The following is a 13,871-nucleotide window of genomic DNA, read 5'->3' as shown; positions in this document are numbered from 1 at the left end:
CGGCGGCAGGATCCGCCCGCGGGCTCAGCCCGAGTCCCCGAGCAGCGCACGCAGATGAGCGCGCTGCGGCTCGGGGCTCTGCCCCAGCACGGCGCCCACCTCGGCACGCCCGGGGAGGCTGGCGCCGGCGCCCCGCACCGCGACCGCGGCCGCACCGCACGCTGTCGCGAACGCGCAGGCCGTGCCCGGATCGGCGCCGCGGAGGAGAGCGAAAACGAGCCCCGCGCCGAACGAGTCGCCGGCGCCGGTGCTGTCCACGACGTCGACGCGGGGAGCCGGCAGGTCCGTGAACGTTCCGTCCGCGTGCAGCAGGGCGCCGTCCGCACCGCGCTTCATCGCGACGACCGCCGGGCCGCGCGCGGCGAGAGCCCGCAGAGCGGCACGTTCGTCACCCGCGCCGGTGAGGGCCCGTGCTTCCTCGGCGCCGATCACGAGCACATCGACGAGGGGCAGCAGCGCGAGCAGCTCCTCCGCGCAGGCCGTCGGATCCACAGGCACGTCGAGCGACACCGTCGCCCCGGTCGCCCTCGCGCGCCGGGCCGCCACGAACGCCGCCGCGCGCTGAGGGTCGCCGAGCAGCGCGTAGCCGGAGAGATGCAGGTGACGGCCGAAGCGCTCCGGCACCGCGTCGACATCGAGCAACGGGCTCGCCCCCCGGTACGCGAGCATCGTGCGCTCGCCGTCCGGCGTCACCGCGACCACATTCAGCGAGGTCCCCTCGGCGACGGTGCGCCGGACCAGCCGTGTGTCCACGCCGGTCTCCGAGATCCCGGACAGCGCGGCCGTGCCCCAGTCGTCGTCGCCGATGCAGGCCAGCAGCGCCACGTCGATCCCGAGGCGCTGCAGCACGACCGCGGTGTTGGCCGCCGAGCCGCCGAAGCCGGTGCGCTGGTGCGTCGCGACCCCGTCACCACCCGGTCGGGGCAGCGCGGGGATGTCCAGGAACAGGTCGATGTTCAGGTCGCCCAGCAGAACGGCCTCGGGCTCCCGACCCGTCCCGCTCGAGATCATCCGGGGTCACGCCTCCAGTGCCTGGGCGAAGTCGGCGATGAGGTCGTCGATGCCCTCGATGCCGACCGAGACGCGGATCATCCCCTGTGTGATGCCCATCGACACGCGCTCCTCCTCAGGGATGTCCAGGAAGGCCATCGTGGCGGGGAGCTGGGTGACGGTGCGCACTCCGCCGAGGCTCGCCGCGAACGATGCCAGCTCGAGCCGCTTGCACACGCGGGCCGCCTGCTCCTCGCTGTCCACGGCGAAGGCGAGCATCGCGCCCGGCAGGTCCAGCTGCTCCGCCGCGAGCGCGCGCTGCGGATGCGCGTCGTGCCCCGGGTAGTAGACGCGCCGGACCGCGGGGTGGGCATCCAGCCAGGCCACCAGCTTCTGCGCGTTCTCCGACATGCGCTCGACCCGCAGCGGCAGGGTCTGGATGCCGCGCAGCAGCAGCCACGCGTTGAACGGCGACAACGCGCCGCCGAGCTTCGTGAGGGTGTTCCAGCGGATCTGCTCGAGCCAGTCCGCGGGCAGGATGTCCGAGCGCAGGCTGATGATGCCGCCGACCGCGTCGTTGTGCCCGCCGATGAACTTGGTCGCGCTCTCCAGCACGACGTCGACGCCGTGCTCGTGCGGGCGGCACACGACAGGGCTCGCGAACGTGTTGTCGCAGATCACGACGATGCCGTGCTCGTGCGCCGCGTCGGCGAGTGCGCGGAGCGGGGCGACCTTCATCGTGGGGTTGGCGATCGTCTCCACGTAGAGGGCCCTGGTCTCCGGACGGAAGGCCGCGCGCACCGCGTCGACGTCGCTCGAGTCGACGAAGGTCACGCTGATCCCGAAGTCCTGGATGCGGTGGTCGAAGAATTCGTGCGTGGAACTGTAGGTGGTGAGGTCGACGACGACGTGGTCTCCCGTGCGCAGCAGCCCGAGCACGGCATGCGAGACCGCGGCCATCCCGCTCGCCACCGCGAGCGCGGAGTCCGCGCCCTCGATCTCTGCCATCTGGTCGTCGAACTTGTACTCGTTCGGGTTGCCGCACCGGCTGTAGATGTTCACATCGCGTCGGGCGCCGTCCACGACCTGGTCGTAGGCGTCGCCGGCGTACTGGTAGTTCGCCGACATGAAGATCGGGTAGCTGATCGACTGCGTGCTCTCCTCGGGCGAGTAGAACACGGAACGGCTGGCGAGGCTGAGCTGCTCGGAGGCGGCCACGGCGGGTCCTTTCTTCGATGGCGGGTGCGGAAGGGGCGTGACGCTCACTGCTTGAGCGCCCCGCTGGTCAGTCCGCCGATGACGTGGCGCTGGAAGACGAGGTACACCAGGAAGGATCCCAGCGCCGCCAGCAGGATCGCGGCGAGCAGCACCGGGTAGTTCGTGGTGCGATCGCCGACGAAGTCCGTGAGCCCGAGCGGGAGCGTCTTGCGCTCCGGGCTGTTCAGGATGACGAGGGGGAACAGGAAGTCGTTCCAGACCCAGATCACGTTCACGATCGCGGTGGTGAACATCGCGGGCTTCGCGATCGGCACCATCACGCGCAGGAACGTGGAGAACTCGGAGGCGCCGTCGATCCGCGCCGCTTCGATGAGATCGCCCGGCACCGAGGCGAAGAAGCCGCGCATGATGAGCACCGATATCGGCAGGTTGAATGCCACGGTCGGCAGGATCACCCCGAAGTAGTCATCGAGCAGGCCCATCTGCCGGATGATCGCCACGAGCGGGACGAGGGCGATGTAGGCCGGGATCGCCATCGCGACGAGCATCACGATCTCCACGGCCGGCATCCAGCGCGTCCGATAGACCACGAAGGCGTATCCGGCGGCGGTCGCGATCGTCACGGTGATCAGCACCGAGACGATCGTCACCACGAGAGAGTTCACCGCGTACAGCGCGAGGGATCCGTCGGCGAGCGCCTGCGCGTAGTTGCTCCAGTTCAGCGCGGACGGAAGGCTCCAGACCGACGCCTGGAACTCCCGGTTGGTCTTGAACGAGCTGTAGATCATCCAGACGAACGGGAACAGCACGATCACCAGGTGCGCCGCGAGCAGCACGAGCACCGTGATCGACCCCCAGCCCCACACGGTACGCGGCTCTGCGGCGCGCTCCGCCTGTCGCCGGGGCCGCCGCCCGGGTGCCCGGGCCGCGGAGACCGCCATCGTCTCGCTCATCGCACCGCCGCCTTCCGCCCGGGACGGGTCACGGTCAGCACGAACACGCCGACGATCACCGTGACGAGCAGCTGCGCGATCCCGATCGCCGAGGCGTAACCGGCCTCGAAGTCGCCGAAGCCGACCTTGAACAGATAGGTCGAGATCACATCGGTGGCGTGGCTGGGCCCGCCTCGGGTCATCACGAACACGAGGGAGAACGTCTTGAACGACGTGACCACCGCGAGCAGCACGGTCGCCTGCGTGTTGCGGAAGATCATCGGCACGCTGATCCCGAAGAAGGTGCGGAAGTGCCCGGCGCCGTCGAGGGCTGAGGCCTCGTAGACCGCCTCGTCGACGTCCTGGAACGCCGCGACGAAGAGGAGCACGTAGAGGCCGAGGTAGGTGAGGTTCATCACGACGACCACCGCGGGCATGGCGAGGGCCTTGTCGCCCAACCAGCCCCGCGCGAGCCCGTGCAGCCCGATCAGGTCGAGGAACCCGTTGAGAAGCCCGAAATAGGGGTTGTACACGAACTGCCAGAGCAGGCCGATGCAGATCTCGCTGATCACCACGGGGATCACGTAGAGGAACATCGCCACCCGCTTGACCCGCGGCACCACCCGGACCAGCCAGTAGGCGATGACCATGGCCAGCCCCACCTGGAACACGACCGCGGCGACCGCGATCAGCACGTTGTTCTTCAGCGAGGACCAGAACACCCCGTCGCCGAGGAGGCGGGTGAAGTTGTCGAGCCCGATCCACACCCGCGGCGAGATCCCGTCCCAGCGGAAGAACGAGAGCGAGCCCGCGTTGGCGAGCGGGTACGCGACGAACACCGCCAGGAAGGCGAGCGCGGGCGCGAGGAACAGCACCGCGATGACCGACTCGCGTCGCTTCGCCGCGTGCAGCCCCCTCCGGCGGGACCCGGCCGGGACCGCGCGGGCCCCGGCCGTCGTGTTCGCGTCGTGCACGTGCTCTACTTCCCGGCTCGGACCGCTTCGTCGATGGCCTTCGCGGCGCTCGCGGGGTCGGTCGATCCTTCGATCAGCCCCTGCAGGGTGGAGTAGTAGACCGTGGCCGCCTTGGGGCTCATGGTCGTGTCGTAGAACGGGTCGAGATGCTTCGCGGGCTCGACGACGTCCTTCACGATCCCGGCCAGCACGGGGCCGGCGACGTCGGCGGTGGTCGCGCCCTTCAGAGTGACCATCGTCTTGCGCAGCTCCACGTACTTCTTCATGACCGCGGGGCTGGTCATGTATCGGAGGAAGTCCACCGCATCCTGCTTGTCGGCGGCCTTCTTCGAGACCGCGAACGCCGCGGCGACGCCGGCGATCGCGTCGCTCTGGTCGCCGGATCCGCCCTGCACCTTCGGGAACGGGAAGTAGCCGAGGTCGAAGTCCTTCGACGCGTCGGCGGACATCCCGATCTGCCAGGTGCCGTTCAGCACCATGGCGGCCTTGCCGTTCATGAACAGCAGGTTGGCCTCCTGGTCGGACATGCCGTTCGCGCCCGTCGGCAGGTACTTCTTCTGCGCCAGGGTCTGCAGCATGCCGGCGGCATCGGAGGCCTTCGGGCCGAAGGACGCGTTCGCGTCGCCGTTCGCCATGCCGGTGACGACCCCGCTGCCCTGTTCGCGCATCACGCCGTACTGGTACCAGAACGTGGCCGGCCAGCTGTCCTTGTTGCCCAGGGCCACGGGCACCTCGCCGTCGGCGGCGATCTTCGCGCTCAGGGAGAGGAACTCGTCCCAGGTGTGCGGGACGCCCCAGCCCTTGCTCGCAAAGAGCTTCTTGTTGTACCAGACGACCGCGGCGTCCATGTCGATGGGCACCGCATAGGTCTCGTTCTTGAATGTCACCGATTCCATCGCGCTCGGGATGAAGCCGTCGCCCCAGTTCTTCTTCTTGAGCTCGTCGTTGAGGTCGAGCACCTGGCCGCTGTCGACGAAGGCCTTCAAGAAGCCGCCCGGGAGCGTGTAGAAGACGTCCGGCGCCTGGCCGGTCGACATCGCCGTCTGCAGCTTGGTCTTGTACGAGGACTGCTCGGCCGAGACGACGTTGAGCTTCACATCGGGGTGCTCCTTCTGGAAGCCCTTCAGCGCCCAGTCGATGAACGCGACCTTGTCCGGCTGACCCGCGTACGCGTGCCAGATCGTCAGGGTGTGCGCGCCGCCGCCCTCGGAGGCGGCCGGAGCCGCGCCGGTGCCGACGCATCCGCTGAGGATCGTGGCTGCCGTGACGGCGACGGCGAGGGCGAGAGGCTTGCGGAGTCGGAAAGCCATCGGGTACTCCTTGCTGACAGCGATGTCGGGGAAAGTGGTATCACTTTACACACCTCTCTGACTTTGTGGTAACACTGCTTCAAGGAGATGACATGACCTCGACCGAGACTCCGGGCGCACTCGCCCGCCTGCGCGCGGCGCTGCTGAGCCTGTCCGCGACGGAGCGCCGGGTCGCCGACTGGATCCTCGACAGACCGGAGCGCGTGCTCGAGGCGTCGATGCTCGACGTCGCCCAGGCCTGCGACGTCAGCGACACCACGGTGCTGCGGATGTGCCGCAACAGCGGGTTCGCGGGGTTCACCGACCTCAAGCTCGCCCTTGCCCGGGACCTCGCCTCCCCGATGCAGCTGATCCACGACGACATCGCCGACGGCGACGACCCGATGACCATCGCGAACAAGGTCTTCGCCCGCGCCGTCCTCTCGCTGCAGGACACCGCACACGTGATCGACCCCGCCGGCTTCGCCGCTGCCCTCGACCTGCTCGACGCCGCCGGCAGCGTGCTCGTCGGCGGCGTGGGGACCTCGGGCGTGGTGGGCCAGTCGTTCTATCAGCGCTGCCGACGGCTCGGGATCGGCTGCGATGCGCCGACGGACTCGCAGGTGCAGAACATCCACGCCGCCCTGCTGTCGCCCGGAGACCTCGTCGTCGCGATCTCCTACTCCGGCGAGACCCGCGCGGTCGTGGCCATGGCGAAGCGGGCGCGCGACGCGGGGGCGAAGATCCTCGCCGTCACCGGCAACCGGGAGTCCCACCTCGCCAAGGTCGCCGACGTCACCCTGCAGAGCGTGTCGCATGAGACCCGCAACGAGCCGATCGCCGCACGGCTGTGCCAGCTGACACTGTTGGACGCCCTCTGCGTCGCCTACAGCCATCGCCACCTCGACGATGCGCTCGGCCTCGAGCAGCGTGCGGGCCAGGCCATCGTCGAGAGTTCCTTCTGATCCCCGAGGAGACCCATGATCGTCCAGATCTACACCGCGCAGTCCGCCGCAGAGGCGGTCGCGCTCGCCGAGCGCGGCGTGAACCACGTCGGCCTCACGCCGACGACCGTGGGACTGCCCGGGCAGATCGGCGAGGACGTCGCGGCCGAGGCCGTGACGGCGCTGCGCGGTCGCGCCCGCTCCGTCGCGCTGAGCGTGGAGAGCGACCTGGACGAGATCGCCCGCATGGCCCACGCGGTGGGACCGGACATCCTGCACCTGTGCGGAGAGGTCGGCGCCGTGGATCCGAAGGCGGTGCGGCGTCTGCGCGGCATGCTCCCCGAGGGCATGGAGATCATGCAGGCGATCGCCGTGGGCGCGGACGACGACCTCGCCATGGCGATCGCGTACGCCGAGGTCGCCGACTTTCTGATCCTCGACTCGTACACGCCCGACGTGCAGGGCGTCGGCGCCGCCGGCGTCACACACGACTGGTCCCGCAGCGCCGGCATCGTCGAAGCCGTCGACGTGCCCGTGGTGCTCGCCGGAGGCCTCTCGGCCGCGAACGTGGCCGAGGCGATCCGCGCGGTGCGCCCGTGGGGCGTGGACTCGCTGACGCACACGAACCGCGCGCTCCCGGGCGGAGGCTTCGAGAAGGACCTCGACGCGGTCGCCGCCTTCGTCGCCGCGTCGCGCTGACGCCCGGGCCGCCTCAGTCCGTGAGGTCGAGGGCGGCGCGGACGATGCTGTCGACGTCGATCCCGTGGTGACGGTAGACGTCGCCCAGGTCGCCGGCCTGCCCGAAGCGGCTGACGCCCAGGTGCCTCGCCGGCACCCCGCGCACGCCGGCGAGGAACGCGAGGGCGTGCGGGTGCCCGTCGAGCACCGTCACCATCGGCACGGCGCGGTCCGCCGGGAGGATCTGGTCGAGGATCCAGCTTCCGCCCTCCCCGTCGCCGTCGCGCGCACGCAGCGCCTCGAAGAGGAGGCTCGGGCTCGTGACGCAGACCACGTCGACCGGGCGTCCCTGCGCCTCGAGGCGGTCGGCCGCGGCGAGGGCTTCCGGCACCATCGCGCCCATCACGACGAGGGTGGCGCGGGGATGATCGACGGCGCGCAGCCGGAAGCCTCCGGCGACGACCTGACGGCGCCGGCGCTCCCGCGCCGCCGGGTCCGCCGGGATCGCGGCAAGGCGCTGGTCGACGGGCTTGGTCGACAGCCGCAGATAGGCCGAGCGCCCTCCGGGGCGGCCCATCTGCGCCATGGCGGCGAGGAGCATCCACTCCACGTCCTGCGCGAACGCCGGTTCCCAGCTCGTGCACTCGGGCTGCTCGAGGCCGATCGAGGGCGTCTTGATGGACTGGTGCGCGCCGCCCTCACCGGCCAGGCTCACCCCGGAGGGCGTGCCGACGAGGATCGACTGGCCGCCGGCGTAGATGCCGTACGACCACGGTTCGAGCGCACGTTCCACGAAGGGGTCGTACAGGACGCCGATGGGATACAGCGGCTGCCCCCAGCGGCTCCAGGTCGCGCCGAGCTCGCCGATGAGGCTGACCAGATTCACCTCCGCGATGCCCAGCTCGATGTGCTGCCCGCTGGGACGCTCCCGCCAGTGCATGATCGTCTCGCCGTCGTCGTCGAACCAGTCCGGCCGGGCGCTCGTCGACCAGACGCCGACCTTGTTCAGCCATCCCGCGAGGTTGGTGCTCGAGCTGACGTCGGGGCTCGCGGTGACGACGCGGCGGGCGACGTCCGGAGCGGATCGGGTGAGATCGAGCAGCACGCGCCCGAGTGCGGCCTGCGTGGTGCCGGTTCCCGTCGGGGTCCTGCCGAAGTCGACGGGAACGGCCGGAACCGCGGCGTTCGGGACCTCCGGGCGGGCGAGCCGCTCCGCGACCCGGGCGCACAGCCTCCCCGCGTCACTGTCCTCGGCGAACCGCTGCCAGGGTGCGGAGGGATCCTCGCCGAGCCGAGCGCCCAGCTCGGCGTACTGCTCCACGGTCAGCAGCGAGGAGTGATTCTGCGGATGCCCCTCGGTGGGCAGCCCGTGGCCCTTGATCGTGTACGCGATGATCACGGTCGGGCGTGCGTCGTCGATCTGCGCGAAAGCATCCCGCAGGGCCGTCAGGTCGTGCCCGCCGAGGTTGCGGATCGCGGCGCGCAGATCGTCGTCCCCGATCCCGGACAGGAGGGACCGGATCGCGTCGGATCCGGATCCCTCACCGGGCAGGCGCCGGCGAAGCTCTTCGATCGGGCAGCGCAGGAGTCGCTGGTACTCCGGGTTGGGCATGTCCAGGATGCGGGTGCGCAGCGCCCCACCGCCGGGGAGCGCGAACACCTCCTCCAGCCGGCGTCCGAACGCGACCGTGATCACCTGCCAGCCGACGGCGTCGAACATGCGCTCCAGTTTCCCGGCGGCGATGTCGGGGACGACCCGGTCCAGGGACTGCCGGTTCAGGTCGACGATCCAGACGATCTCGCCGAGCTCCTGCACGCGGGTGTCCAGCAGCGCCTCCCACACCGCCCCCTCGTCGAGCTCCGCGTCGCCGACCAGCGAGTACTGGCGGCCGCGTGCCGAGGCACCGGACAGCGACGAGGCGTAGCGACGGGCGATGGCGCCCCAGATCGGAGCGGTGGCACCGATCCCGACGGAACCGGTCGAGTAGTCGACCACGTCCGGATCCTTCGTCCGGCTGGGGTAGCTCTGCACGCCGCCGAACTGACGGAGCGACGTCATGTGCCGTTCTTCGAGCCCGCCCAGCAGGTAATTGATCGCGTGCAGCACGGGAGAGGCGTGCGGCTTGACGGACACCCTGTCCTCGGGACGCAGCTGCTCGAACCACAGCTCCGTCATGATCGTCGCCATCGATGCGCTGGACGCCTGGTGGCCGCCCACCTTGAGCCCGGAGGGGTTGGGACGCACGCGGTTGGCGTGGTGCACCATCGAGGTCGCCAGCCAGAGCACGCGCCGCTCGACCTCGGCGAGGGCGACCAGCGCGGGATCGGCGGACGGAGCCGTGGCGAGCTCTGTGGCGGTGAGCGGGGTCATCGGGATCCTCCTCGGGACGGGGCGTCACGGCGTCCTCGCCGCGCCCTCCATGCCAGGCCCTTGTGGGGACTCCCGCCCGATCGTCCGTCACGGATCGAGGCGAAGCATTCGTAGAAGCAGATTGTCGCAATATTGCATCAGCAGAGATCGCTCTGGACAATACCTGAGGAGGATACTGATCATATGGCGCAGAATCGCGCCGACGCCGTGAACGGACTTGATCATGATGACGCATCGACCCGCCGACCGCTCGGACTCCTCGCTGCTGCGCCAGCTGATCCGATCCCCCACCGCGACGATCGTCGCCCTCGCCGAGGCCACCGGACTCGCCCGCAACACCGTGCGGGCGCGTCTGGACCGCTACGAGCGGGACGGAGTCCTGCGGTCCTTGGAGCGCAGGATCGACCCCGCCTTCCTCGGGTATCCGCTCGGCGCCTACATCGTCACCCGGGTGACCCAGCGCAAGCTCGACAGCGTCGGCGCGGCGCTCGCCGGCATCCCCGAGGTGGTCGAGGTGCTGGGCCTCTCGGGGGTCACCGACCTCCTCATCCGGGTCGCCGCGCGGGACGCGGAAGACCTGTATCGCATCGCGGGCCGGATCCTGGACGTCGACGGAGTCAAGCGCACCAGCACGGGCCTGGTCATGCGGGAGATGGTCCCGTATCGCGTGGAGCAGCTGCTCTGAGCGATCAGTCCCCGGCCACGCCGCGGCGACGCCGGCGCGCCCAGGCCCCGGCCGACTCGCTGGACAGCGCGAGCAGCGCGAGGCACAGCAGCGACGCGGAGAGCAGCGTCCCGTTGAACCCCAGCGTCACGCTCCCGTTCAGGTACTCGATCGCGGTGGACAGCACGCCGATCGCGAGCAGCACCATGAGCACGGCGCGGGACCGTCGCCCGCCGCGCAGCGTGAACCACGCCATCACGAGCTGCGCGAGGGTCAGCGCCACCGCGAACGTGAGGACGACCGCGAGCAGGATCTGCGCCCCCGGATCCCCGTTCGTGACGACCGCCACGGTCTCGGCGTCCAGCAGCACCCCGACCACGAGCGCGACGAGGTCGATGAACCCGCCGAGCGCGACCACGGCCACCGCGACGACGGTCGACAGCGGCGCCCGGCGCATCGACGTCTGCGCGACGGCACGGAGCGCGGCGGCACCGTGTCCCTCCGGATCCGGGACCGCATCCGGCGACGGCACGGACGGATCCGGCCCCGCGGTCGGCACCGCGGTCAGGTCGAGGATCGGCAGGTGCCCGTCCGTGATGAACCGGTCACCGCCGCCGTTGCGGGAGTGGTAGCCGGTGGTGAAGTCGCGGAGATCGCGCACCCGCACCGCGGGATCCGCGTCCCTGGCGCTCGCGACGACGAAGTCGCGCTCGATGTCGGTGTTCTCGTCGATGCGGTGCGTGACCTGCAGGGTGAAGAAGCTGAGCCCGACATCGGTGTCGTAGGTGCCCGCCCCGAGCCAGTCGGTCTTCGCACCGCCGGGCAGCAGCCAGCCGGGAGGGCAGTGCCAGTACCGCACGTGGTGGCGCTGCTTCGGGTTGCCGGCGACCTCCTGCTGGTAGGCGACGTCGTGCCGGCGTCCGAACAGCATGAGCGGCGACACCGGCGCGGTCGGATAGCTGCGCCGGGTCAGCGTCGATGCGATGATCCCCCACGTCGACGCCGCGGTGATCTCGTCGGCGCGATGCCAGCCCGCCCGCGTCATCACGTCGTCGAGCTGCTCCGCCGATCCGTCCACGCCGAGGTTGACCGGGTCGCCCAGCAGCCCGTCCGCCGTGCGGGTGCGCCCGAAGAAGTAGTCCGGAACGTAGAGATCCGAGAGCAGCCGATGCAGGCGCGGCAGCACGAGGTAGGCCATGATCGCCCAGACCGGGATGAACAGCAGCACGGACCAGGGATAGCGGAAGCCCTGGATCGCGATGATGACGGCGAGCCAGACCGCCGAGGCCGTACCGACGAGGAACGCGATCCGGTCGAACACGGTGGACGACGGCAGCGGCTGCTGCATCTGCAGCGCCCAGCGACGGCGTGAAGCGTGCTGCTCCGACGTCTGCTCATCACCCGGGCTCGCCACGTCTGCTCCTTCGCGGTCGTTTCTCATCCTGGCACGCGGGGCCGCCGGGCGCCCGCGTCCGCGAAGCCCCGTGTCCGAGGAGCGCCGCGGGATCGGATAGGATGATCAGGTTGTACTCCTGGTGACGTGTCCGAGCGGCCGAAGGAGCACGCTTGGAAAGCGTGTGTTGTGCAAGCAACCGCGGGTTCGAATCCCGCCGTCACCGCCAGACCGAAGGCCCTGACTCCCCTGAACACCGCTGGGGGACCGGGGCCTTCGTCATGTCCGGGTATCCTCGTGCACATGGACGCCCCCTCCCCCGCCCCGGAGCCCACGGAGCAGCCGGACCGGCGGTTCCCGCAGCGCGTGTACCGGGAGGGCGCCGAGCCGGACGCCCGCTTCACGCTCGCCAACGAGCGCACCTACCTGGCCTGGATCCGCACGTCCCTCGCCCTGCTCGCCGGCGGCGTCGCGCTCGAGTCCCTGGGCCTGGGGATCCATCCCGGGTTCCGCCTGGCGGCCTCGCTCGTCCTCATCGCGACCGGCATCCTCACGCCCGTGCAGGCCTGGTTCGGCTGGGAGCGCGCGGAACGGGCGCTGCGCCGGGCCCGGCCGCTGCCTTCCGCGGCGCTCTCCCTCCCGATCGGGATCGCGGTCCTCGTGGTCGGGCTGCTCGTGCTCCTGGGCGTGCTGTTCCGGTGAGCGCGGGGATGGATCCGTCGGAGTCCGAGATCTTCGACAAGGGGATGCAGCCGGAGCGCACCGCCCTGGCCTGGCGCCGCACCGCCCTCGCGCTGCTGATCGGCGCGATCGCTGCCGTGCGGATCCTGCCCGAGCTGCTGGGCGAGTGGGCTCTCATCCCCGCCGGCGCCGGTGCCGCGGTCGCCGTCGGCATCATGGTGTGGGCGCACCGCCGGCACGTCACCGTGCATCGCACGCTCACCACTGCCGGGCACGACCGCGTCGCGCTCCCCTCGGGCGCGCTGCCGCTCACGATGACGCTGTTCGTCGTCGCCGCCGGGTTCGCCGCACTCAGCGCCGTGCTGTGGACCGCGCTCGCGCACTGAGCCGACGCGCACGGACGCGGCGGCGTCAGGCGGCGGGGATCCGGATCCCGTACTCGGTGCTCCCCGCGCCGGAGGACAGCAGCTCGAAGCCGAGACGCTCGTAGAACGCGCCCGCCGCGGCGTTGTCGGCGTTCATCCCGAGGTGCAGCCCGGCCACGCCGCGTCGGCCGAGCTCGGCGAGCAGCGTGTCGATGAGCCTACGGCCGAGGCCCTGGCCCTGCGTCTCGGGGAGCAGGTCGATGTGCAGGTGCGCCGGATACTCGCGGACGACCGCGCTGCCACGCGGCGCCATCCGGTCTCCGTACGTGAGGAAGCGGTCCTGGGCCGTGGGCTCCGCGGCGCCCGAGCGGCGGTAGCGCACCACCCGAGACGGCCACCACGCGTCGCGGAACCACGCGGCGAAGGCGTCCGTGTCGTCCGTCGCGACGACGTAGCCGATCACCCGCCCGTCGTCCGACTCCACGATCCAGCACAGATCGGGGTCCTGCACGGCGTAGGGCACCGCGAACAGGTCGCCCCAGAGCCGGTCGTCCTCGAGCATGCCGGTGGCATCCCGCCCGACGTCCGCGGTCTTCACGCACACGTCGTACAGGCCGTCGACGTCATCGGTTCGGAACGGTCGGATGCGCGCCACGAGGGCCCCTTCGGTCGCGGAGTTGCGGTTCCCCTCAGCCTAGCGACGCGACGGATCCTGCCCGTCGCCGTGCTCCGACGCGAGACGCTCCGGGTGCCGTGCCCAGCGCCACAGCACCGCGGCGAGGAGGAACGCCGCTCCCGCGCCGATGAGCGCTCCGCCGACCGTGTCGCTGAACCAGTGCACGCTGAGCACCGTGCGCGAGAACCCCATCGCGATCGTCCACACCGCCCCGCAGAGCGCGGTGATCAGCGACGGGAACAGGAACCAGAGCACGACCGCCAGGGCCGCGGCGTTCGCGGTATGTCCGGAGGGGAAGGATCCGAAGTCCGAGGCGACGAGCAGGTCCTGCGGACGCGCCCGCCCGAGCGCGTTCTTCACGACCTGCACGAGGCCCGCGCTGACGAGGAAGCCGATGAGGGCGAACGCCGCACCGCGCCAGCCGCGCAGCAGCCAGGCGAGCGCCGCGACGGCGAGCGGCGTGAGGATTGTCGCCACCCACCCGCCGCCGAGCACGTTCATGACGAGCGCCCAGCCGACCAGCACCGGGCCGCGCCACTCCACCATCTCCAGGTTCCAGGCGTCGTCGAGCGAGACGACCAGCCCGGGCTGCACGGCGATGAGCAGGCCGGTGGCGAGGGCGACCGTCACCCCGACGATGCCGAGGACGAGCGCGATCCGACGGGTCATCCGGCCATTCTTCCGTGGATCCGGTCC

14 protein-coding genes and 1 tRNA gene are annotated in these 13,871 nt (G+C 70.7%); 6 read left to right on the top strand and 9 right to left on the bottom strand.

The features are described 5' to 3' along the window. Nucleotides 1-24: 24 nt before the first annotated feature. The 5 genes from RBR11_RS10570 to RBR11_RS10550 are packed head-to-tail and all read right to left on the bottom strand — an operon-like array spanning nt 25 to nt 5,424. Entirely contained in the window at nt 25-1,011 is a 987-nt protein-coding gene (locus tag RBR11_RS10570; protein WP_308489292.1) for a carbohydrate kinase family protein, read from the bottom strand. Between the two features lie 6 nt (nt 1,012-1,017). Next, on the bottom strand, nt 1,018-2,208 hold the full coding sequence (locus RBR11_RS10565; protein WP_308489291.1) for a trans-sulfuration enzyme family protein: 1,191 nt from the start codon (nt 2,206-2,208) through the stop codon (nt 1,018-1,020). A 44-nt stretch (nt 2,209-2,252) separates the two neighbouring features. Beyond that, on the bottom strand, nt 2,253-3,161 hold the full coding sequence (locus RBR11_RS10560) for a carbohydrate ABC transporter permease (protein ID WP_308489290.1): 909 nt from the start codon (nt 3,159-3,161) through the stop codon (nt 2,253-2,255). Beyond that, nucleotides 3,158-4,114: a carbohydrate ABC transporter permease gene (locus RBR11_RS10555; protein ID WP_308489289.1), complete on the bottom strand. Its 957-nt coding sequence runs from the start codon at nt 4,112-4,114 to the stop codon at nt 3,158-3,160. The genes RBR11_RS10560 and RBR11_RS10555 overlap by 4 nt, the downstream gene beginning before the upstream one ends. A gap of 5 nt (nt 4,115-4,119) precedes the next feature. After that, the gene (locus tag RBR11_RS10550) at nt 4,120-5,424 is read right to left on the bottom strand and encodes an ABC transporter substrate-binding protein (RefSeq protein WP_308489288.1); all 1,305 of its coding nucleotides are present in this window, start codon (nt 5,422-5,424) and stop codon (nt 4,120-4,122) included. Between the two features lie 92 nt (nt 5,425-5,516). On the opposite strand from RBR11_RS10550, the gene RBR11_RS10545 reads away from it, so the two are divergent. Next, nucleotides 5,517-6,368, top strand: coding sequence for a MurR/RpiR family transcriptional regulator (locus RBR11_RS10545; RefSeq protein WP_308489287.1), 852 nt, complete (start codon nt 5,517-5,519; stop codon nt 6,366-6,368). A gap of 15 nt (nt 6,369-6,383) precedes the next feature. Further along, nucleotides 6,384-7,046 (top strand): phosphoribosylanthranilate isomerase, encoded by a 663-nt coding sequence (locus RBR11_RS10540; protein WP_308489286.1) that lies wholly within the window; start codon nt 6,384-6,386, stop codon nt 7,044-7,046. Between the two features lie 13 nt (nt 7,047-7,059). Here RBR11_RS10540 and RBR11_RS10535 read toward each other — a convergent pair whose 3' ends face one another. Continuing rightward, nucleotides 7,060-9,396, bottom strand: coding sequence for a transketolase-like TK C-terminal-containing protein (locus tag RBR11_RS10535; RefSeq protein WP_308489285.1), 2,337 nt, complete (start codon nt 9,394-9,396; stop codon nt 7,060-7,062). A gap of 223 nt (nt 9,397-9,619) precedes the next feature. Here RBR11_RS10535 and RBR11_RS10530 point away from each other — a divergent pair, with 223 nt between their 5' ends. Continuing rightward, nucleotides 9,620-10,081: an Lrp/AsnC family transcriptional regulator gene (locus RBR11_RS10530; protein WP_308489284.1), complete on the top strand. Its 462-nt coding sequence runs from the start codon at nt 9,620-9,622 to the stop codon at nt 10,079-10,081. A gap of 4 nt (nt 10,082-10,085) precedes the next feature. Here RBR11_RS10530 and RBR11_RS10525 read toward each other — a convergent pair whose 3' ends face one another. Continuing rightward, nucleotides 10,086-11,474, bottom strand: coding sequence for an LssY C-terminal domain-containing protein (locus RBR11_RS10525; protein ID WP_308489283.1), 1,389 nt, complete (start codon nt 11,472-11,474; stop codon nt 10,086-10,088). A gap of 120 nt (nt 11,475-11,594) precedes the next feature. Between RBR11_RS10525 and RBR11_RS10520 the strand changes: the two genes are divergently transcribed. From RBR11_RS10520 to RBR11_RS10510, 3 genes are all read left to right on the top strand, one after another. Beyond that, nucleotides 11,595-11,682 (top strand) — tRNA-Ser (locus RBR11_RS10520). A gap of 74 nt (nt 11,683-11,756) precedes the next feature. Next, nucleotides 11,757-12,155 (top strand): YidH family protein, encoded by a 399-nt coding sequence (locus tag RBR11_RS10515; RefSeq protein ID WP_308489282.1) that lies wholly within the window; start codon nt 11,757-11,759, stop codon nt 12,153-12,155. An 8-nt stretch (nt 12,156-12,163) separates the two neighbouring features. Continuing rightward, nucleotides 12,164-12,520 (top strand): DUF202 domain-containing protein, encoded by a 357-nt coding sequence (locus RBR11_RS10510; RefSeq protein ID WP_308489281.1) that lies wholly within the window; start codon nt 12,164-12,166, stop codon nt 12,518-12,520. Between the two features lie 25 nt (nt 12,521-12,545). On the opposite strand, the gene RBR11_RS10505 is transcribed toward RBR11_RS10510, so the two are convergent. Further along, nucleotides 12,546-13,154, bottom strand: a complete 609-nt coding sequence (locus tag RBR11_RS10505; RefSeq protein WP_308489280.1) for a GNAT family N-acetyltransferase — start codon at nt 13,152-13,154, stop codon at nt 12,546-12,548. A gap of 39 nt (nt 13,155-13,193) precedes the next feature. Then, nucleotides 13,194-13,844, bottom strand: a complete 651-nt coding sequence (locus RBR11_RS10500; RefSeq protein WP_308489279.1) for a phosphatase PAP2 family protein — start codon at nt 13,842-13,844, stop codon at nt 13,194-13,196. Nucleotides 13,845-13,871: the final 27 nt, after the last annotated feature.

This window comes from Microbacterium capsulatum (assembly GCF_030865425.1).
In the GTDB taxonomy this organism is placed as follows: Bacteria; Actinomycetota; Actinomycetes; order Actinomycetales; family Microbacteriaceae; genus Microbacterium; species Microbacterium capsulatum.
The sequence above is the reverse complement of the archived record's forward strand: the minus strand, read 5'-3'. Positions and strand labels throughout refer to the sequence as shown.